This is a genomic window from Streptomyces sp. NPDC032091 (assembly GCF_055580265.1).
On the sequence record NZ_JBVILR010000012.1, the window covers coordinates 215,318 to 235,378 of the forward strand.

Annotated in this window: 18 protein-coding genes; 7 read left to right on the plus strand and 11 right to left on the minus strand. The window is 74.5% G+C overall.

The window, feature by feature from the left end:
* Nucleotides 1–48: 48 nt before the first annotated feature.
* From ACZ5NJ_RS21180 to ACZ5NJ_RS21190, 3 genes are read left to right on the plus strand one after another with little or no spacing between them, the layout of a single operon-like run.
* The gene (locus ACZ5NJ_RS21180) at nucleotides 49–1,725 is read left to right on the plus strand and encodes an NAD(P)/FAD-dependent oxidoreductase (protein WP_468766615.1); all 1,677 of its coding nucleotides are present in this window, start codon (nucleotides 49–51) and stop codon (nucleotides 1,723–1,725) included.
* Nucleotides 1,722–3,185, plus strand: coding sequence for an ATP-binding protein (locus ACZ5NJ_RS21185; protein WP_468766617.1), 1,464 nt, complete (start codon nucleotides 1,722–1,724; stop codon nucleotides 3,183–3,185). Before ACZ5NJ_RS21180 ends, ACZ5NJ_RS21185 begins: the two co-directional genes overlap by 4 nt.
* Nucleotides 3,182–3,535 carry a UBP-type zinc finger domain-containing protein gene (locus tag ACZ5NJ_RS21190; RefSeq protein ID WP_468766619.1) on the plus strand — a complete coding sequence of 118 codons (354 nt, stop codon included), beginning with the start codon at nucleotides 3,182–3,184 and terminating at the stop codon, nucleotides 3,533–3,535. Before ACZ5NJ_RS21185 ends, ACZ5NJ_RS21190 begins: the two co-directional genes overlap by 4 nt.
* Before the next feature lie 10 nt (nucleotides 3,536–3,545).
* Here the strand turns inward: ACZ5NJ_RS21190 and ACZ5NJ_RS21195 are convergent, their stop codons facing one another.
* Nucleotides 3,546–4,076 carry an NUDIX domain-containing protein gene (locus ACZ5NJ_RS21195; RefSeq protein WP_468766620.1) on the minus strand — a complete coding sequence of 177 codons (531 nt, stop codon included), beginning with the start codon at nucleotides 4,074–4,076 and terminating at the stop codon, nucleotides 3,546–3,548.
* Between the two features lie 359 nt (nucleotides 4,077–4,435).
* Between ACZ5NJ_RS21195 and ACZ5NJ_RS21200 the strand changes: the two genes are divergently transcribed.
* From ACZ5NJ_RS21200 to ACZ5NJ_RS21210, 3 genes are all read left to right on the plus strand, one after another.
* Entirely contained in the window at nucleotides 4,436–6,427 is a 1,992-nt protein-coding gene (locus tag ACZ5NJ_RS21200) for an ABC transporter ATP-binding protein (protein WP_468766621.1), read from the plus strand.
* Nucleotides 6,428–6,536: 109 nt separating this feature from the next.
* A complete protein-coding gene (locus ACZ5NJ_RS21205; protein ID WP_468766622.1) occupies nucleotides 6,537–7,829 on the plus strand; it encodes a hypothetical protein in 1,293 nt (430 codons plus the stop codon).
* Nucleotides 7,813–8,595 (plus strand): hypothetical protein, encoded by a 783-nt coding sequence (locus tag ACZ5NJ_RS21210; protein WP_468766623.1) that lies wholly within the window; start codon nucleotides 7,813–7,815, stop codon nucleotides 8,593–8,595. The genes ACZ5NJ_RS21205 and ACZ5NJ_RS21210 overlap by 17 nt, the downstream gene beginning before the upstream one ends.
* 234 nt (nucleotides 8,596–8,829) lie before the next feature.
* On the opposite strand, the gene ACZ5NJ_RS21215 is transcribed toward ACZ5NJ_RS21210, so the two are convergent.
* The 7 genes from ACZ5NJ_RS21215 to ACZ5NJ_RS21245 form a co-directional block, all read right to left on the minus strand.
* Nucleotides 8,830–9,381 carry an RICIN domain-containing protein gene (locus ACZ5NJ_RS21215; protein WP_468766624.1) on the minus strand — a complete coding sequence of 184 codons (552 nt, stop codon included), beginning with the start codon at nucleotides 9,379–9,381 and terminating at the stop codon, nucleotides 8,830–8,832.
* Nucleotides 9,382–9,441: 60 nt separating this feature from the next.
* On the minus strand, nucleotides 9,442–10,608 hold the full coding sequence (locus ACZ5NJ_RS21220; protein ID WP_468766625.1) for a S8 family peptidase: 1,167 nt from the start codon (nucleotides 10,606–10,608) through the stop codon (nucleotides 9,442–9,444).
* Between the two features lie 256 nt (nucleotides 10,609–10,864).
* Complete coding sequence (locus ACZ5NJ_RS21225; RefSeq protein WP_468766626.1) at nucleotides 10,865–12,499, minus strand: isovaleryl-CoA dehydrogenase; 1,635 nt, start codon at nucleotides 12,497–12,499, stop codon at nucleotides 10,865–10,867.
* Entirely contained in the window at nucleotides 12,483–13,097 is a 615-nt protein-coding gene (locus ACZ5NJ_RS21230) for a TetR/AcrR family transcriptional regulator (RefSeq protein ID WP_468766627.1), read from the minus strand. The genes ACZ5NJ_RS21225 and ACZ5NJ_RS21230 overlap by 17 nt, the downstream gene beginning before the upstream one ends.
* 129 nt (nucleotides 13,098–13,226) lie before the next feature.
* Complete coding sequence (locus ACZ5NJ_RS21235; RefSeq protein WP_468766629.1) at nucleotides 13,227–14,264, minus strand: hypothetical protein; 1,038 nt, start codon at nucleotides 14,262–14,264, stop codon at nucleotides 13,227–13,229.
* Nucleotides 14,265–14,391: 127 nt separating this feature from the next.
* Nucleotides 14,392–14,718, minus strand: coding sequence for a putative quinol monooxygenase (locus ACZ5NJ_RS21240; protein WP_468766630.1), 327 nt, complete (start codon nucleotides 14,716–14,718; stop codon nucleotides 14,392–14,394).
* Between the two features lie 133 nt (nucleotides 14,719–14,851).
* Entirely contained in the window at nucleotides 14,852–15,598 is a 747-nt protein-coding gene (locus ACZ5NJ_RS21245; protein WP_468766631.1) for an IclR family transcriptional regulator, read from the minus strand.
* 116 nt (nucleotides 15,599–15,714) lie between these two features.
* On the opposite strand from ACZ5NJ_RS21245, the gene ACZ5NJ_RS21250 reads away from it, so the two are divergent.
* Entirely contained in the window at nucleotides 15,715–16,539 is an 825-nt protein-coding gene (locus ACZ5NJ_RS21250) for a class I SAM-dependent methyltransferase (RefSeq protein WP_468766632.1), read from the plus strand.
* 3 nt (nucleotides 16,540–16,542) lie between these two features.
* Here ACZ5NJ_RS21250 and ACZ5NJ_RS21255 read toward each other — a convergent pair whose 3' ends face one another.
* The 3 genes from ACZ5NJ_RS21255 to ACZ5NJ_RS21265 all read right to left on the minus strand — a co-directional run bounded on the left by ACZ5NJ_RS21255 (nucleotide 16,543) and on the right by ACZ5NJ_RS21265 (nucleotide 20,051).
* Nucleotides 16,543–16,914 (minus strand): hypothetical protein, encoded by a 372-nt coding sequence (locus ACZ5NJ_RS21255; RefSeq protein WP_468766634.1) that lies wholly within the window; start codon nucleotides 16,912–16,914, stop codon nucleotides 16,543–16,545.
* 137 nt (nucleotides 16,915–17,051) lie between these two features.
* Nucleotides 17,052–19,445, minus strand: a complete 2,394-nt coding sequence (locus ACZ5NJ_RS21260) for a PP2C family protein-serine/threonine phosphatase (RefSeq protein WP_468766635.1) — start codon at nucleotides 19,443–19,445, stop codon at nucleotides 17,052–17,054.
* Between the two features lie 90 nt (nucleotides 19,446–19,535).
* The gene (locus tag ACZ5NJ_RS21265) at nucleotides 19,536–20,051 is read right to left on the minus strand and encodes a GNAT family N-acetyltransferase (RefSeq protein WP_468766636.1); all 516 of its coding nucleotides are present in this window, start codon (nucleotides 20,049–20,051) and stop codon (nucleotides 19,536–19,538) included.
* Between the last annotated feature and the right edge of the window lie 10 nt (nucleotides 20,052–20,061).

Genomic DNA, 20,061 nt, shown 5'->3' on the forward strand with positions numbered 1-20,061 from the left:
GGGCGGCCCTCGCGTGCCGGTCGTCCCGAGCGCGCAGGGCGGAGGAACATGGCACAGGCCGGCGATGCGGCGCGGACCGTCATCCTCACGGTGGACGACGACCCGGTGGTGTCCCGTGCCATCGCCCGTGACCTGCGGCGGCGCTACGGGGGCGGCTACCGGATCGTGCGCGCCGAGTCCGGGGAGTCCGCGCTGGAGGCGCTGCGCGAGCTGAAGCTGCGGGGCGACTTGGTCGCCGTGCTCCTCGCCGACTACCGGATGCCGCAGATGAACGGCGTCGAGTTCCTGGAGCGGGCCCTCGGCGTGTACCCGGGGGCGCGGCGGGTGCTGCTGACGGCGTACGCCGACACCCACGCCGCCATCGACGCGATCAACGTCGTCGACCTCGACCACTACCTGCTCAAACCTTGGGACCCGCCGGAGGAGAAGCTCTACCCCGTCCTGGACGACCTGCTCACCGCCTGGCGCTCCAGCGACCACCGGCCGGTGCCGGCCACCAAGGTGGTCGGGCACCGCTGGTCGGCGCGCTCCTCCGAGGTGCGGGAGTTCCTGGCCCGCAACCAGGTGCCCTACCGCTGGTACTCCTCCGACGAGCCCGAGGGGCGGCGGCTGCTGGAGGCTGCCGGGGCGGACGGGCTGCGGCTGCCCCTGGTGGTCACCGCCGACGGCGCGGCGCTGATCGAGCCGGAGGTGCCGGAGCTGGCCGCCCGCGTGGGGCTCGCGACCACGCCGGCCGCCGCGTTCTACGACCTGGTCGTCATCGGCGGCGGCCCGGCCGGGCTGGGGTCGGCGGTGTACGGGGCGTCCGAGGGGTTGCGGACCGTCCTGGTGGAGCGGTCGGCTACGGGCGGGCAGGCCGGGCAGAGCTCCCGCATCGAGAACTACCTCGGCTTCCCGGACGGGGTCTCCGGTGCCCAGCTCACCGAGCGCGCCCGCCGCCAGGCCACCCGTTTCGGCGCCGAGATCCTCACGGCGCGCGAGGTCACGGGGCTGGAGGTGAACGGCCCGGCCCGCGTCGTACGGTTCTCGGACGGCTCGTCGGTCGCCGCGCACAGCGTCATCCTCGCCACCGGGGTGTCCTACCGTCAACTGGCGGCCCCGGGCTGCGCGGACCTCACCGGGCGGGGCGTGTACTACGGCTCCTCCCTCACCGAGGCGGCGTCCTGCGAGGGGCAGGACGTGTACGTCGTCGGCGGGGCGAACTCGGCGGGGCAGGCGGCGGTCTTCCTGGCCCGGGGCGCGAAGTCGGTGACGCTGCTGGTGCGCGGGGAGTCCCTGACGGCGTCCATGTCGTACTACCTGGTCCAGCAGATCGAGGAGGCGCCGAACATCACGGTGCGGCCCAGGACCGTGGTGGACGCGGCGCACGGCGAGGGCCATCTGGAGCGGCTGGTCCTGCGAGACGCCGTGACGGGGGCGACGGAGGGCGTGGACGCGCAGTGGATGTTCGTCTTCATCGGTGCCGCCCCGCTGACCGACTGGCTGGACGGGACGGTGCTGCGCGACGAGCACGGGTTCATCCTGGCCGGGCCGGACCTCACGCCGGACGGGCGGCCGCCGGCCGAGTGGGAGCTGGACCGGCCGCCGTACCACCTGGAGACCAGCGTCCCCGGGGTGTTCGTGGCGGGTGACGCGCGTGCCCAGTCGGCGAAGCGCGTCGCGTCAGCGGTCGGAGAGGGTGCCATGGCCGTCATGCTCGTCCACCGCTACCTGGAGCAGTCGTGAGCGCGCGGGAGGCGTCCTGCGACCCGCGGGAGATCGCCTCGCTGTTCCTGTTCGAGAAGCTCACGCCGGCGCAGCTCGGGCGGCTGTGCGCCGAGGGCCGGGTGGAGCGCTTCGAGGCCGGTCCGGTGTACACCGAGGGCGAGCCGGCCACCTGCTTCTACGTGATGATCGAAGGGACGGTCGTGCTGTCCCGCAGGGTCGGTGGCGACGACGTGGAGGTGAGCCGGACCTCCCAGCCCGGGGTGTACGCGGGGGCGATGCAGGCGTACCTGGGTGACCGGGTCCCGCAGACGTACGTCAACTCGATGCGGGTGACGGGACCGACGCGGTTCTTCGTGCTGTCGGCGCAGTCGTTCGCGGACATCATGCAGGAGTGGTTCCCCATGGCTGCGCACCTGCTGGAGGGCCTCTTCTTCGGTGCGAAGGACACCCAGCGGGCCATCGGGCAGCGCGAACGCCTGCTGGCGCTCGGCTCGTTGTCGGCCGGGCTCACGCACGAGCTCAACAACCCGGCGGCCGCGGCCGTGCGGGCCACGGCCGCGCTGCGCGAGCGGGTGGGCAAGATGCGGCACAAGCTGGCCGTCATCGCCCGGGGCCCGTACTCGCGCGAGGCGCTCGCCGCGCTCATCGAGATCCAGGAGCGCACCGCCGAACGTGTCGCCAAGGCGCCGGTGCTGAGCCCGTTGGAGGCCTCCGACCGGGAGGACGAGCTGGCCGACTGGCTGGAGGACCACGGCATCGCGGAGGGCTGGCGGATGGCGCCGGCCTTCGTCCAGGCCGGGCTGGACACGGACTGGCTGGAGCAGGTCGCGGCGACCGTCGCCCAGGACATCCTGCCGGGGGCGGTGGGATGGCTCAACTACACGGTGGAGACCGAGCTGTTGATGGACGAGATCGACGACGCCACCACCCGCGTCTCCCACCTGGTGGACGCCGCCAGGCAGTACGCGCAGCTCGACCGCGCCCCGCACCGTGAGGCCGACGTCCACGAACTCCTCGACAGCACCCTGCTGATGCTCTCCGGCAAGATCGGCCCACGGGTGCGGGTGGTCAAGGAGTACGACCGGACCCTGCCCGAGGTGCCGGCCTACCCGGCGGAGCTGAACCAGGTGTGGACCAACCTCATCGACAACGCCGTGTCCGCCATCGGGAGTGCGGGCGGCGTGGGCACCCTGACGGTCCGTACGGCGCGCGAGGGCGACCGGCTGCTGGTGGAGTTCCGCGACACCGGACCCGGGGTGCCCGCGGAGATCCGCGACCGGATCTTCGACCCCTTCTTCACCACCAAGCCGGTCGGCGAGGGCACGGGGCTCGGCCTGGACATCTCCTGGCGGATCGTGGTCAACAAGCACCACGGCACGCTCCAGGTCGAATCGGTACCGGGGGACACCCGGTTCCGCGTCCTGCTGCCCCTGACCGCACCGGAGCCCGGAACCCAGACCACGGAGGAGCACACATGACCGGCATCGACGGCATCGACCCGGGGGCCGCGCCCAGCGGCACCGGCTGCGCGGACTGCGACGCGGTCGGCGGCTGGTGGTTCCACCTGCGGCGCTGCGCCCAGTGCGGGCACGTGGGCTGCTGCGACTCCTCCCCCGCCCAGCACGCCACCGCACACTGGAAGGCCACCGGACACCCCCTGGTGCAGAGCTTCGAGCCGGGCGAGGCGTGGTTCTGGGACTACTCCGCCGACTCCCTGTACGAGTCCGGGCCCGGCCTCGCCCCGCCGGACGCCCACCCCGCGGACCAGCCGGCGCCGGGCCCCGCCGGCCGCGTCCCCCAGGACTGGCCGAGCCGGCTCCACCGTTAGTCGGGCACGGTCAGGGCCGTGCGGTCCGGAACGCGAGGTAGCGGCTGAAGGCTTCGTGGCTGTCGGGGGTGAAGCGCCACTGCGGCAGGGCCGCCCGCAGCTCCGGCTCGGTCAGCCAGCCGTGCCAGGCGACCTCGTCGGGATCGGGGACCACCGCGTCCGGCACCACGGCTTCGTGCACACCGAGCCAGTGAGGGCTCAAACCGCCGCGGTTGACGAACGTGAACAGCAGGCGCGGCCGCGCACGCACGCCCAGCTCTTCGGCCAGCTCCCGCGCGGCGGCCTCTTCATAGGACTCGCCGACATGCGCGGCGCCACCGACCCCGACCTCATGGAGCCCGGGGAAGCGCCCCACCCGCTCCGACCGCCGGTGGACGAGGATCCGTCCCCGCTCATCACGACACACCGTCACGGCAACCCGGTGCAGCCAACCCTCCCGGATGGCCTCCCCCCGGCTGACCACCCCCAGCACGCGATCCTGACCGTCGACACGTTCCACCCGTTCATCCACGAGGCACACCCTGGCAGACCCCACTGACATCTCGTCCTCGGGCAGCGGACCCGCAAACCCCCCGGGCGGGTGACCCCGCCCTGTTCGAGCGAGTTTCAACGCCGCCCGGGCAGCGGCCGCAAGCCCTGCGGGAGCCACGGGAACATCCGTTCACCGACTGCCGCCCCAGACCCCGTGACGGGCCCGTTCCGGGGGGCGTTCCTGGAGCACCAGTACCAGTCGTGCGCCCGTCCGGAGGATGCCGTGGACACCGTGCCCGCCCGCCCCGCCCACCCCCGCACAATCGAACACGCCCCTCCCCTGGCCCCACCGGGCGCTCCCCGCGTCCGCCGGGTTGACGCCGCCCCCGGCCGCCACGGCCACGGCCCGGCGGGCCGCCGGAGGGCGGCGTGAGCCGGCGGCGCGGGCGTGCGCCCGCCGCCCCCGACGTGTCGGAGTCGGAGCGGCTGCTGTTCGGCGGCCCCCTGGGGTACGACGTCGGCTGGGACCAGCACGAGGGGGCCTGGCTGGAGCTCGGGCTGTGGCGGATGGCCCGGGACCTGCCGGCGATGGTGGGCACCGCGTTACGCCTCGCCCGCGGGGCCGACGCGCCGGCCCTGCGGACCCTCCTGGGCGCCGAGCTGGGCCGCGGCGTCGCCCAGGCGGCCGGGCTGGTGGCGGTGAACTCGGCCCTCGGCCACCTGATGGCCTCCGGCCCCACCACGGCGCGGCTCACCGGGTCGGTGCCCGCCCTGGTCGTCGTCGCCGTGACCGGGGTCCTCGGCTCGGTGCTCCGGTCGGCCTCGACGGCGGCGACGGGTGCGCTGGAGCCCAAGGTGCAGCGGCTGGCCACCGAGCAGTACCTGGCCCTGGGCCACCGGGTGGAGCTGACGTCGATCGAGGACGACGAGTTCCACCGGCTGCTGGACGCGGCCCGCTACGGCGCCGACTCGGCCCGCCGGATGATCCGCTACTGCACCGACGTGCTCAACTCGGCCGTGTCGCTGATCGCGGCGGCCGGCGTGCTGACCGTGCTGCATCCGCTGCTGCTGCCCCTGCTGGTGCTGATGACGCTGCCCAGCGCCTGGGGCGCGCTGGTCATCAGCCGGCAGCGCTACGTCTCCTTCCACTCCTTCCTCCAGCACGCCCGGGCCGGCCATCTGCTGGGCCAGCTCCTGACCCAGCAGCAGGCCGCCGCGGAGGTGCGGGTGCACGGCGTCGGCCCGTTCCTGCTCACCCACTTCCGCGGCATGGCCGAGACCAACGAGCGCGAGCAGACCCGGCTGGCCCGGCGGGCCGCCCGCACCGGGCTGATCGCCGACGCGGCCGGCGGGGTCGCGGCCCTGGCGACGTACGGGGCGCTGGGGCTGCTGCTGTGGGCCGGCCGGATGGACCTGGCGGTCGCCGGCACGGCCGTGCTCGCGATCCGTACCGGCGCCTCCAGCCTGGACCGGCTGGTCCTCCAGGTCACCGAGCTCTACCAGGAGAGCCTGTTCGTCGCCGACTTCACGCGCCTGTGCGCGGAGGCGGAGGGCCGTACCATCCCGGGCGGCGGCGTCGCCCTGCCCGAGCGGGTGCGCGAAGTGCGGTTCGAGAAGGTCACGTTCACCTATCCGGCCGGCCCGGGGGAATCGCCGGAGCCGGCCCTGCGGGAGGTGTCCCTCGCCTTCCCCATGGGGAAGGTCGTGGCCCTCGTCGGGGAGAACGGGTCGGGCAAGTCGACGCTGGTCAAACTGCTGTCGGGGCTGTACCAGCCGGACGAGGGCGGCGGCACGATCCGGTGGGACGACGTCGACGCCCGCACCGCCGACCGGAGCCAGGTGTTCGGGCGGGTGGCCCTGATGTCGCAGAACTTCTACAACTGGCCGTTCACCGCGCGGGTGAACATCGGCATCGGCCGTCCCGGCGAGCCGATCCGCGACGACGCGGTGGAGACCGCGGCCGCGTTCTCGGGCGCCGACGAGGTCCTGGCCGCGCTCCCCCGGGGCCTGGCGACCCTGCTGGGCCGCGGCTACCGCGGCGGGCACCAGATCTCGGGCGGCCAGTGGCAGCGCATCGGCATCGCCCGCGCCCACTACCGCGGCGCGGCGATCCTGATCGTGGACGAACCGACCAGTGCCCTGGACCCGTTGGCGGAGCAGCGGGTCTTCGACCGGATCCGCGAACAGGCCGCCACCGGGCAGACGATCGTGCTGATCACCCACCGGCTGCACGCGGTCCGGCACGCCGACCTGATCCACGTCCTCAAGGAGGGCCGCCTGGCCGAGTCCGGCACGTTCGAGGAGTTGATGGACGAGGCCACCGGCACCGGTGACTTCCGCGAGGCCTACCTCGTCCAGGCGAACGCCTTCGCAGCCACCCTGCCCGCCCCGCGCCGCCCGTCCACGCCCTCGGGCCCGTGACGGCGGCCCCCTGACCTTCGCGCACCGAGCCCCCGTACGTCCCGTGCGGGGGCCCCTGCACAATGGTCCCTGTCCGCTGTCCGTACGTCAGTTCAGGAAGGGCCGCACCATGGATGACGCCTCCCGCCCGCACCCGGGCGGCGGTTGCCGCTCGACGTCCACGACGGGGCGGCCGGCCGAAGCCCGTATCGAGGACGCGAACACCCTCCTGGTCGTGCCCGCGGCGTTGCGGGGCGGCGCCGGCCCGGTCGCGGACTTCTTCGGCTCGACGGTCACCGCGGAGGACCTCTCCTCCGGTTCCGCCGACCTCACGCGGAAGACCCTCTACCTGTGCGGCGACGTGTCCGGCATCAGCCGGGACCGACTCCGGTCGGCGGACCGGGTGTTCGTCGTCCGGGAGCTGGCGACGGGCTACGACGAGGACGACCCCGACGCCCCCTGGACCGTGGTCGGCCTCGGCCGGGTGCCCCAGCGCGTCCACGGCGTCGGCGTGCACTACCGCCGCTTCTTCGACCCCGCGGCCGATCACTTCGGCCGGATCCGCGCGGAGCACGCGTTCCAGTCGCTGACGGAGTCCACCAAGCCGGGAACGGCGCACCGCAGCGGCATCTACCTGACGCCGGTCACCCGGAGCGGCGACGCGCTGCACTTTCGCCTGCTCCGGTGCTCCACGAACCTCTCGGGGCCGACGGAGAACTTCCGCCCGACCGACACGCGGATCGTCGAGGCCCTCAACCGCGAGGCGGCCGCCGTCTTCCGCAACCCCGCACCGCTGAACCACGTGCTCGCGCAGATCTACCACAACACCGCCGCCACGGCGGAGCGCAAGCAGTCGAAGGCCAGGATCTCGGCCCACGCCGACAAGACCAAGGACATGCCGGTCAACGGCATCATGGCCTTCTGCACCTTCTACGACCGGCTCGACGGGCTGCGGCCGCTGGACGAGGACGCCTTCGACCACGGCGTGAACGGGGTCAGCGGACTGACCCGGCTCCGCTTCCGGCTCAAGGAGCCGGAAGCGGCGGGCGCCGGGGGCGCGCAGGGCGCGCTGCCCGCCGAGTTCACCGTGACCCTGCACCCCGGCTCCGTGTTCTTCATGCCGCTGTCCACCAACCGCCTGTACACGCACGAGATCCGGCCCTCGCCCCTGGACGCGGGGCTGCTCCCGACCCGGCTGGGATACGTGGTGCGCTGTTCGGACGCCGAAGCCGTCCACCAGGACGGGCGGACGTACCTCAAGGAGGCGGGGGACCTGGTGGAGCTGGGCCCGCCGACCCCGGCGGGCATGGACGAGCTGCGCGCGCTGTACGCCGAGGAGAACAGGAGCGCGTCGTTCGTCGACTACGGCGACGCGTTCACTTTCAGCATGAACACGGGAGACTACAGTGCCCCCCACGCCTAGCATCGCGGAGCAGATCATCCGGTGTTCGCTGCCGGCCGACGAGGACTGGTTCGCGCAGCTGTCCGCGTCGACGCCGATGGAGGACGTGGGGAAGGGCCGGCGCGGCGCCGTGCTCACCCGGGCCGGCGAGGGGGCGGACGGTGTGCCGCTGGTCCGCACGACCACGCGGTACGCGAGCCCGGCGCTGCGATTCCGGGCGGTGCACGAACGGCTGGCGCGGCAGGTCCGGGAATGCGCGGGGCTCGCCGTCGACTTCGACAACGCCCTCGCCGAGTGCTACACGAACGCCTACACGACCATGGGCGCCCATTGCGACCAGGCCCTCGATCTGGCCGACGAGTCGTTCATCGCCGTCTTCTCCTGCTACCGGGACCCCGACGCCGGCCCGCTGCGGAAGCTGGTCTTCGCCGCGAAGGACGCGGACGGCCGGGACGCCGAGACGTTCGAGATCCCCCTCGCCCACCACGGCGTGGTGGCGTTCTCCACCACCGTGAACCGGCGGCTCAGGCACAGGATCGTGGCGCAGACGCCCGTCCCGGCGGCGGACAACCTCTGGCTGGGCGTGACCTTCCGGACCTCGAAGACCCGCGTCCGGTACCGCGACGGCCACGCCTACCTCCCGCAGGGCGCGCGCCTGCTGCCGGCCGACGAGGAGCAGCGGAACGAGTTCTACGGGCTGCGGCGCCGCGAGAACAGGGAGACGGACTTCGTCTACCCCGAGCTGACGTACACCGTGAGCGACAGCGACCTGCTGCCGCCGATCTGACCCCCAGGAGCCCCCGCGGCCCGGAACGGCCTGGCTCTCGCTCCAGCCGTACGGGATCCCCGAGCCTTCGGTGGGGTCGGGGAAGGGCGAGGAGGCCGATGAGGGGAATGACGCCGGTAGGCCGGAAGCCGCGCAACGCGCCCGGATCGCCCCCGGAGCCACGGTTGCGCGGCTTGTCCCTCCACCCGCACGCCTTTCCCACGCGGGCTCCCGGGGTGCCTCCCGTGGATCACCTCACTGGACGTACTTGAGGGTCCATTTCTGGTTCGGCAGGCCCTGGTTGTCGTTGGTCACGACGGGAGACCGGTTCGCGCCGTTCCAGCCGCGGTCGGGCTCCAGGACCCGGCCGTAGAGGTTCGCGATGCGTGCCGGGTCGGACTGGTGGGCGGGGTCGACGTACCAGAGCTGGTCGACGTTGGTGAAGTCGCGGTCGCAGGTGGACAGCCAGGTCGCCCAGCCGCTCGGGCCCTGGGCGTAGCCCGCCAGGCAGCGGCCGTCCCTGCGGTTGACCAGGTGGTAGCGGCCCCGGCCGTCGGCCGCCAGGTCCCAGAGCTGGTACGCCTCGGTGGTGCAGTCCCACACCCGCGTCCGGTCCTCACCGGACGGGAAGCCCAGGCAGCGGCCCGTGCCCTGGTTCCTGACCTGGAACGGACCGACTGCGGCTGCGGCTGCGGGGGTCGTTTCCGAATGGGTCCGGGGTTCGGCCGCCCCGGCACCGGGAACGGCTGCCGCGAAGACGGCAGCAAGTGCCGTGGCCATGACGGCGAATCGGATACGCGGCTTCACGAGCTCTCCTTTGTCCGAAGTTGCCCGTGCGTAACGATCGGAAGATCCAGAGGGGACGGTCTAGATCCCCGAGGTGTTGAGCAGGCGGTTCGGGGTGCCCGGGGGGACGGACGTCAGGGCGTCGCGGTCGGCCTGGGTGGTGAGCCAGGTGCGGACCTGGGCGGGGGTGGCGGCGGGGTGCGCCGAGAGGTAGAGGGCCACGGCGCCGGTGACGTGCGGGGTGGCCCAGGATGTGGCGGCGGAGTCGCTGGTGGCGGTGCCGGTGTCGCCCGCCACCGCGGAGGTGATCTTGTCTCCGGGTGCGTACAGGTCCACGCAGGACCCGTGTCCGGAGCCGAAGGACTCGGTGTCCCGCCAGTGGTGGTCGTCGGCCGTGGCGGCGGCCACCACGATGGCACCGTGGGCGCCGGCCGGCGAGTGCCCGCAGGCGTCGTCGTTGAAGTTGCCCGCCGCGACGACGGCCGGGATCCCGGATTCCACCAGGTGCTGTACGGCCGCGTCGAGCGCGGGCGAGCGGGTCTTGAGGTTCAGGGACATGTTGACGACGGCCGGGCGCTGGGCGTGGGCGGTCACCCATTCGACGGCCTTGACGATCGACGCCTCGTCCGCGAACGGTGCGTCCTCGCCCGGGCCGCTGCTGCCGCCGCCCTCCTCGCAGCCGATGGCCTGGACGCGTACGAGCCGGGCCTTGGGAGCGACCCCGTAGGTGCGGCCGCCGATGATGCCGGCGACGAACGTGCCGTGCCCGAGTCCGCTGCTGTCGGCGCAGTCCCCGGTGTCGGGTTTCCCGACGAAGTCGGCGCCCGCGGTGACCCGGCCCGCGAACTCGGGGTGCTTGACGTCGAGGCCGGTGTCCAGCACGTAGACGTGGACGCCGCTGCCGTCGGCGGCCGCCGCGAACCGGCCGTCGAGGGGGCGGGTGCGCTGGTCGAGCCGGTCGAGGTTCCACGGGACGCCCGTCCGCGCGAAGGGGGCGGCGCCCGTGTGCGCGGTGGGTGCGGGGCCGGCCGGGGAGCCCGTGCCGGGGGCGCCGGTCGGGCGGGGCGCACCGGTGGATCCGCCGGTGGCCGGCGGACGGTCGGAGGGGGTGGCCCCCGCTGTCCCGGTCGCACCCGCGGGACGTTCGGGCCCCCCGGGCCCGGGGTCGCCGGACGGGTGGCAGGCCGACAGGCCGAGTGTCATCGTCACCGTGGTGACCAGCATCGCGCTGCGGTACGCGCGTCTCATGTCCCGCCCCCGTCTCCTGGTGCGGCCGGCGCTCCGGCCGGCCCTCGTCACGGGCCCAGACGTGCCGGGCGACCGTTCCGGTTGCAGCCGGAGGCGATCGGTCGCGGCCTGCGGCCCCGACGACACCGCGGCCCCGGACACCGCGGCCGCGACGCCGCCGACCGACGCGAAGCCGTCCGCCGCGCCGGCGGCGACTGCGGAACGACCGGATCCACCACGGCAACGGTCCGGCACCCCTGACCGGACCGGGCCCGGCTCAGACGGCGGACGTCCGGGCGCGCTCCAGGACGGCCCCGGTGTCCACCCCCGTCGGCAGGGTCCCGTACGCCCCGCCGTGCTCGCCGCCCAGCCGGGAGGTGCAGAAGGCGTCGGCGACCGCCGCCGGGGCGTGCCGCACCAGCAGCGACGCCTGGAAGACCAGCGCCATGGTCTCGGTCAGCCGGCGGGCCCGGTACTCGGCCTCGGCGGGGTCGGCGAGCTGTTTGTGCAGCCCGGCCACCGCCGCGTCCAGGTGCCGGTCGGCCCCGGCGGCCCGGCCCACCTCCGCGAAGAAGGCCTCGACGGTCTCCGGCCGGCGGGCCATCGCCCGCAGCCCGTCCAGGGCGGCCACGTTGCCCGAGCCCTCCCAGATGGAGGACAGCGGCGCCTCCCGGTAGAGCCGGGGCATGCCCGAGTCCTCGACGTAGCCGTTGCCGCCGAAGCATTCGAGGGCTTCGGCGGCGTGCGCGGGTGCGCGCTTGCACACCCAGTACTTGGTGACGGCCAGGCCCAGGCGGCGCAGCAGCGCCTCGTCCTCGTCGCCGCGCGCGACCCGGTCGGTGGCCCCGGCCAGGCGCAGGGCGACGGCGGTCGCGGCCTCGGACTCCAGCGCCAGGTCGGTCAGGACGTTGCGCATGAGGGGCTGGTCGATCAGGGCCTTGCCGAACGCCCGCCGGTGGGTGGCGTGGTGGACGGCCCGGACCAGGCCGAGCCGCATCCCGGAGGCCCCGCCGAGGACGCAGTCGAGGCGGGTCGTGTTGACCATCTCGATGATGGTCGGGACCCCGCGCCCCTCCTCCCCCACCAGCCAGCCAAAGGCCTCGTCGTACTCGATCTCGGAGGAGGCGTTGGAGCGGTTGCCCAGTTTGTCCTTGAGGCGCTGGAGGTGCAGCCGGTTGCGGGTGCCGTCGGGCAGGACCCGCGGCAGCAGGAAGCAGGACAGGCCTCCGGGGGCCTGGGCCAGGGTGAGGAAGACGTCCGACATGGGGGCCGAGGTGAACCACTTGTGCCCGGTCAGCCGGTACGTGCCGTCCCCGGCCGGGACGGCGGTGGTGGTGTTGGCGCGGACGTCCGAGCCGCCCTGCTTCTCGGTCATCGACATGCCGGCGATCAGCCCGCGCTTGGTGTCGGGCCGGCGCAGCCCGAAGTCGTAGGTACGGGAGGTGAGCAGCGGCTCCAGCCACTCGGCGAGGGCGGGCGCGGCGCGCAGGGCCGGGACGGCGGCGTAGGTCATGGACACGGGGCAGGTGTGGCCCGCCTCGACCTGGCTCCAGACGATGAACTTGGCGGCGCGGGCGACGTGTGCGCCCGGCTCGTCCTGCGCCCAGGGGGCGGCGTGCAGTCCGTGCGAGACGGCGGTGTTCATCAGCTCGTGCCAGTACGGGTGGAACTCGACCTCGTCGACGCGGTGGCCGTAGCGGTCGTGGGTGTGCAGGACGGGCTCGTTCTCGTTGGCCAGCCGGCCCCACTCGGCCGCCTGCTCGGATCCGGCGAGGACGCCGAGGCGGTGGAGCTCGGGGGCGGCCCAGCCGGCTCCCTCGCGGTCGAGGGCCTCCAGCAGGGCGGGGTCGTCGGCCGCGTCATAACCGTATTGCGGCGGTACCTGGTTGGTGACCTCATGCGTCTGCGGCATCGTGTCCTCCAAGGGCACGCTGGGTGAAGGTGATCAGGCCCGGGATGACCTCGCCGGGGGCCGCGTCGCCGTCGGCGAGCGGTCCGACGAGCGCCTCGGCGATGGCGCCGACCAGCGCGGCGGCCGTCAGCTCGGCCGTCTGCGGCGGCAGTTCGCCGGCGGCGACACCGGCGGCCACCTGCCGGGCGAACACGTCGCGGAACGCCCGCCGGAAGACGAGGCGTTCGGTGTCGACGGCCGGGTCGGCCGGCTCGGCGAGCAGGGCGAAGGCCCGCCGGGGGGCCTGGAGCGCGCGCGAGGCGAAGGTCTCGACGGCCGCCGCCACCCGCTGCGCGGCCGTCCCGGGGCGGTCCGCGGCGGCGGTCACCGCCTCGACCTCCCGGGCCACGAGGGTCCGGAACAGGGCGGCGGCCAGCTCGGACTTCCCGGAGAACGACTGGTAGACGCTGCCGGTGGAGATGCCGGCCTCGGCCGCGATGGCGGCGACGGAGCAGCCGGCGTACCCCTCCCGGGAGAGCAGGCGGACGGCGGCCTCCAGGACCCGGTCGCGACGGGCGTCGAGCCGGGCCTGTACGGCGGGTGGTCGGCGGTAGGGCATGGCAAGGATTGAAGCAGTGATTCACTGCTTCACGCCAGTGCGTGAAGCCATTGGCCTCGACCGGGTGCGGGTGTGACGGGCCGGCGCCCCTGCCCTCCGGGGGGAGGGAGGGGCGCGGGTGCTGCCGGGTCAGGCGCAGGTGACGGTCACCCGGCCGGTGCCGCCGTTGCCGGAGAAGGCGATCGTGAACCGGCCTCCCGGCGGCTGCTGCTCGGTCCGGCCGCCGAGCGTGACCTCCTGCGAGGCGCCGGCGGCGAGGGTCCCGCCGGAGGCACTGGCGGTGACGCCGGAGGGGAGCGGCCCGAGCGACCAGGCGAGTTCCCCGCCGCCGCCGTTGCGGACGAGCAGGGTGGCCGGCCATTCCCCGTTCGCGCAGAACTCCCGGACGGCGGTCGGACGCAGCGACAGCACCGGTTCGGCGGCCGGGGCGGGCGGGCTCGACCGCTGCGGCGGCGCCGACGGCGCCGGACGGCCCGGCGAGGGGCTGCCGCCGCTCCGTGCGGGCGGGCCGGAGGGGGCCGGCTTCGGTGGGGCCGGCGCCTCCGTGGCCGGGGTGCTCGGGTCGGCCGCGGGCGCCGGGGCGGCGCCGTCGGAGGTGGTGGACGGAGCTCCGCCGGGCGCGCCGGCCGAGGCGGCGGTGGTGGGCGTGGCGGCCGCCTGGGGCTGGAGGGCGGCCGGGTCGTGACCCAGCCGGCTGCCCACGAAGAAGCCGCCCAGGGCCAGGACCATGACGCCGCCGATGACCAGCATCATGGTCTTCGTCTTCTTCTTGGCCCGCTTCTGACGCGCCTTCGTGTCCGGGTGCCCGGTCCGGCCGCCCTGCACGATGATCCCGTTGCGGACCGACCGGGGGTCGTCCTGCTTGGGACCGATGGCGCGCGGGTCGTCCTGCTTGGGGCCGATCGCCCGCGGGTCGTCCTGCTTCGGGCCGATCGCCCGCGGGTCGTCCTGCTTCGGGCCGATCGCCCGCGGGTCGTCCTGCTTCGGGCCGATCGCCCGCGGGTCGTTCGAGCCGGGAGCCGTGCGGCCGCCCTGGACGATGATGCCGTCGCCGCCCGGGGGCGGGTCGGTGAATCCTCCGCCGGGGTGCGGGGTGGTCCCGTGGGACGGGACCGACGCGTCGTTCTCCGGACGGGGAACGTCCGGTCCACCTCTGCCGTCGCTCATGGCCTGCGATCCCCCTGTGGTCGGGCTGCTCCTGCCCGACAGTTTTCGGCCAGAGGGCCCCGGGGTCCATCCCCGCGACGTGACGGCGGTGTCCCGATCTCGTACCGGTGCGCGCCCGGGGGCCGGGTCAGTCGCGGGGAGACAGTTCGGCCATGGCGCTCCAGCCCTGGCCGGGGACCTCCACGTGGATGATCTCCGGGGTGGTGGCGATGGCTCCGGCCAGGGTCTCCATACCGGCCTTGAAGTGGTCGGAGGCGACGTGCGCGGCGCCCGCCTCGGCGTCGGTGAAGGCCTCCAGCAGGGTGTACTTGTTCGGGTCGTCCACGCTGCGGGACCAGTCGTAGAAGAGGTTGCCCGGCTCGGACCGGGTGGCGCGGGTGAAGTCGTCGACGAGGGTGAGCCAGTCGTCGCTGTACTCGGCGCGGACGTCGAACCTGACGGCGATGAAGATCATGCGACCAGCCTGGCACGCGGGACGGCCCGCGCGCACGCCCGACGCCCGCCATTCCGGCAGAGCCGGAATCGCGGCCGGGCGAGGTGGTCGGGCGGGGCGGTCGGCCGCTGCGGTCCCCGGGGGGTACGGCCCCTCAGGTGCGGCCCGCGGCCGCCTCCGCGAGGGCGGCGCGGATCGCGTCCGGGCGCCGGCGGAACTCCTCGGTGGGCACCGACACCGACAGCGCGTGCACGGCGTCCGGGTGCTCCGCCGTCCCCGTCCGGGGCAGGGCGACGCCCAGGCAGGTCCATGCCGGGTCCGCCTCCCCCACGGACACCGCGAAGCCCGCCGCCCGCACCCGCAGCAGCTCCGCCTCCAGGGCCTCCGCGCTCGTGATGGTCGCCGGGGTCAGACGGGCCATCCCGTGCTCGGCGAGGTAGCGCCGCCGCGCGCGCGGGGTCAGCCGGGCGAGGAGCGCCTTGCCGTGGGCGGTGGCGTGCGCGCGGGTCTCGCGGCCGGGCGCGAACGGGTTGCCGGTGTCGGTCACGGGGGCCGTGGTGTCCACCACGGTGATCACCCCGCCCCGGTAGGCCGTGTAGTACGCCTCGCCGCCGGTCGCCCGCCGCAGCCGGGCGAGCCGGTCGGCCATGCCCGGGGCCGGGGCCAGCTGGTGCAGGAAGCTGCGGTGCAGCCGCGGCAGGGCGGGCCCCAGCGCGTACCCCTGTGGCGTGCGCACCAGGTAGCCGCGCTCGGTGAGCGGGCCCAGGAGGTGGTACGCGGTGGACAGGGAGCAGCCCGCGAGGCGGGCCAGCGCCTTGGCGCTGACCGGGCCGGGCGCCTCGGCCACGGCGTCGACCAGGGCCAGCGCGCGGTCGAGGGACTGCGGACCGGTGTGCGGCATGGTGCTGGTGGTTCCCGTGGGTGGGCGGCGGGGCGGGTCCCAGCCTACGCCGGACGCGCCGGGGCACCGTCGACAGACCGTCACACTGCGGCCACACTGGGTGCGGAGGTGCGCACATGACCCAAGCCGACCGGCCCGGCGGCATGCGGGCGACCGTACGGGAGACGTACGGTCCCGCCGATCTCAGCTCCGTACCCGTCTTCGCGGGCGGGTTCATCAACTTCGGCCACTGGCGGCCGGGCGACCTCGACGGCCGGCCCACGGTGGAGGACCGGATCCGCAGTCAGCAGGACCTGTACAGGCGCGTGCTGGACACCGCCGGTCCCCTCGGCGGCGGGCAGCTGCTGGAGGTCGGCTGCGGGCTGGGCGTCGGGTGCGCCCTGGCCGTGGCGGAGTACGGTCCGGCCCGGGTCACCGGCATGGACATCCACCCCCAGCAGCTGGAGCGGGCCCGCCGGGCGAACGCCGGTCTGCTGGACGGGGCCGGGCCCGAGCGGCTGCGGCTGGTGCGCGGGGCCGCCGAGGACATGCCGTTCGGGGACGGCGCGTTCGACTGCGTCTACAGCGTCGAGGCCGCCCAGCACTTCGACGACCTGGCCGCCTTCGCCGCCGAGACGGCCCGGGTCCTGCGGCCCGGCGGCAGGGCGGCCGTGACCAGCTTCTTCGCCGCGGACCCGGGTGCCGCCCCACGGCTGGCGGAGCTGCTCGACACCTTCGCGAAGGGGCTGGACATCGCCCGTCCGCCCTCCGAACTCACCGACGCCCTGGCCGGGGCGGGGCTGGCGGAGGTGCGCTGCGAGTCCATCGGCTCCTCGGTCTGGCCCGGCTGGGACCACTGGCTGTCCGCGCAGTGGGAGCCGGGCACCTGGCCGAGGAACTTCCTGCTCGCCTGGGAGCGGGGCCTCCTCGACTACTACGTGATCACCGCCGCCCGCCCCTGAGCGTCAGGCGCGCCGCCGGCGGCGGCCGAGCATGAGGACGAGGGCTATGACGGCGGCCACGACCAGCAGGAGGACCACGACGCCCACGACCAGCGCGGCGGTGCCCAGCTTCCCGAGGAAGCCCTTCTTCTTCTTGGACTTGGACTTCTTCTTCCCGTCCTTCGCCACGGTCTCGGCGTAGGGCTGGGCGGCCCGGGCGCCGGCCTCCCGGACGGATCCGGCCGTCGCTCCGGCCGGGGCGGCGGCCGCCGCCGCGCTGCGGGCCGGGCCGGCCCGGTGGTTCAGGGCGTCCGCGGCGTTCGCGGGCAGCGGGGCCAGGAACAGCCCCGTCAGCAGCAACACCGGAACCACCTTGGCGATCACACTCGTCCTCACACCGCTCTCCCTGTTCTCGACACCCGGTACGGGCCCCCTCCATGCCAGGACTCTCGTACCCCTGGGCGCGGCGCGTACGCGTGATCCGGCCATCCTGGGGTGCGGGGACCGAGGATGGCAACCTCCCGGCCCGGGCGTCAGCGCGGGAGCGGCAGATGGATGTCCAGGACGCAGATGTCGTCGCGGTGGTGGGGCCGGCCCGCCGCCAGGGTGCGGGCGAGGGTTTCGGTCCTCCCCTCGCGCACGAGGCGGGCCGCGGCGGCGGCGAGTGCGGTGAACCCCTCCTCGATGTCCACGCCGGGGTCTTCGACGAGGCCGTCGGTGTAGAGCAGGAGGTGGTCCCCCGGCAGCAGGTCGACCACGTCCTGCCGGTACACGGCATCGGCGGCGGCGCCGAGGAGGCTCCCGTGGGGCTGGGGGAGGTAGCGGGCTTCGCCGTCGCGGATCAGCAGGGGCGGGAGGTGTCCGGCGCGCACCCAGCTCAGCCGGTGTCCGGCCGGTTCGTAGCGGGCCATCACCATGGTCGCGGTGGCCGCGGCGGACGTGTCCTCGGCCGTGTGGAGCAGGAGCGCGTTGAGCCGGCCCAGGACGTCGGGGAGGGCCGAGCCGGTGACGGCCATGCCCTTGGCGGTGAAGCGGAGTTGGGCCATCGTGCCGACGGCGGCCAGCCCGTGTCCGGCGACGTCCCCGACGACGAAGAGGGCTCCGCCGTCGGGGAGCGGGATGGCGCTGTACCAGTCGCCGCCGACGTTCACTCCGGCGTCGGCGGGCAGGTAGGCGACGTCCACGCGCAGGCCGGCGAGGTCCAGGGACTGTTCGGGGATGGGGAGCAGCGTCTCCTGGAGCCGGGCGGCCAGGGAGCGTTCGGCCCGGAGCATGCCCCGCTGGACGAGGTTCGCCCGTTCGCTCTCGCGCAGGGCGATCTCGGTGTCGCGCAGGGTCGTGACGTCCTGGACGAAGCCGTGCACCTCGACCGGTGTGCCGTCCATGTCGACGCTCGCCTCGGCGACGATCCTCAGGTGGCGCACCCCGTGGCCGGTGGTGATGCGGAAGGGCTGGTCGATGGCGTCGCCGTCTTCGAGCAGCCGCCGCACGGCCCGGCCGAGTCCCGGCAGGTCGTCCGGCACCACGTGCGCGGGGAGCTCTTCCAGGGCCATGGGCCCGAGGGAGGGGTCGCGGCGGAAGACGGTGTAGACCTGGTCGGACCAGGTGATGGTGTCGGTGGTGAGGTTCCAGCTCGCCCATCCGAGGTCGCCGAGGCGCTGGAGGTCGGCCAGCCGGCGGACCTCCTGGTCGCTGGTGTCGCGGCGGATCCAGGAGACCACCAGCCGGCCGCCCAGGCGGGAGGCGCGGACGGAGTAGACGGACTGGCGGGGGATGCCGGCGGCGACCTCTTCGTAGGTGAAGGGGGGTCCTTCGTAGACCGTCCCCGTTTCCAGGGTGTCCAGGTAGCCGTCCCAGAGGGGGGTTTCGGCCACGGTGGGGTAGGTCTCCAGGATCCTGCGGCCGACGAGTTCCTTGCCGCGGCGGCCCGCCACGTCGACCGATTCGCCGGCCGCCGCGTCGATCCGGAAGTCCTCCACCGCGCCGTCCGCGGCGCGCAGGGGCGTGAGCAGCACGGCCGGTTCGGACAGGACGTCGAAGACCTGCTGCACGGCCGCGACGTCCTGCTCCTGCTCCGTCGGCCCCGCGGCCCGCGGCGGGCCGAGTACGCCTCCGCAGAGCCGGACCACCCGGCGCAGCAGGTTCTGGGTCCGGTGGTCGAAGGGCCCCGGTTCGCTGCGGAAGAACCCGACGGCGGTGGTGGCGGGGGCCCCCGGGGCGGGGATCCAGGCGCGCGAGGGCCACCGTTCGGGCCGGTCCCCGATGAGCGGGTAGCCGTCCGCGGCCCGCTGCCGGGCGTCCAGCCAGACGGGCCGCTGCGTCGTCAGGGCCTCCAGCGGCGCGATCCCGCCGAGCGGCGGGATGTGGCTCCACTGCTCGGCCGTGGCGGGGTCGATCCCGGCGTGTCCGGCCAGTTCCAGGCTTCCCGCGGCCGCCCGGTTGTAGATCATGACGGCGTCCACCCGTGCGCAGCCGGCCAGCTCGGCCCGCAGCAGCTCGGCGACCTCGCCGGGACCCCCCGTGGTCGCCAGGGTCCGGGCCAGTGCGGCCAGGAGCGCGCGCTGCCCGGCGTCGTCCGGCGCGTACCTGCCGCTGTGGAACACCCCTCCCGGGGACGTCTCCCCCGGCTCCGCCTCGCCCTGCGCCCGCGGGTACGGGGAGCGGCCGGCGCCGCCCAGGACGAGCCAGCACTCCTCGATGAGGGTGCTGCGGCGGCTTTCGGCACGCTGTCGGAGGAGCTCGCCGGCCTCGTCCTCGGCGAGGCCCTCGCGTCCCATGAGCACACCCTTGGCCCGCTCCAGGACGGCCGACATGGCGGCTCCCGCTTCGAGGTCCTCCACCTCGGCGCGCAGCCTGGCGACCACCTTCGCCAGGGCGAGCTTCTCCGCGGCCGTGCTCTCGCCGGTGGGTCCGGCCTCGTCGTCCATACGTCGAGGATGCCACTGCCCGGAGGCGGGGGCGTCCCGCCACGGGTGACGTCCCGCGAAGCGGCCGGAACGCGCCGGCGGCCGCCGGGCTCAGAGCGGGCGCGCGTAGCGGAGCTCGGTGAGCGTGACCTCTTCGTAGACGTCGTCCTGGGTCGCGCCGTCGGGCCGGTAGCCGGCCCGTTCGTAGAAGCGCCGCGCGCGGGCGTTGCCGGCGAGGACCCACAGGGCCGCCGCCGTGAAGCCCGCGCCGCGCATCCGGGCGTGGGCCTCGTCCAGGAGAGCGCGGCCGATGCCCGTGCCGATGAGGTCGGGGGCGACGTACAGGGCGTGGACCTCGCCGGTCCCCTCCGGCCCGGGTGTTCCGCCCTGGCGGGGCCCGTAGCAGATCCACCCCACCGGGCCGTCGTCGCCGACCGCCACGAGGTCGCGTGCCGTCCTGCCGGGCCGGGAGAACCACTCCCGCCGGCGGGCGGCGTCGTCCTCGACCGTCATCGCGTCCAGGTGGGCCCGGGGGACCATGCCGGCGTACGCCGCCTGCCACCCCCGGACCCGGATCGCCGAGACGGCCTCGATGTCGGCCCCGTCCATCTCCCGTACCCGTGTCATCGCCTCACCC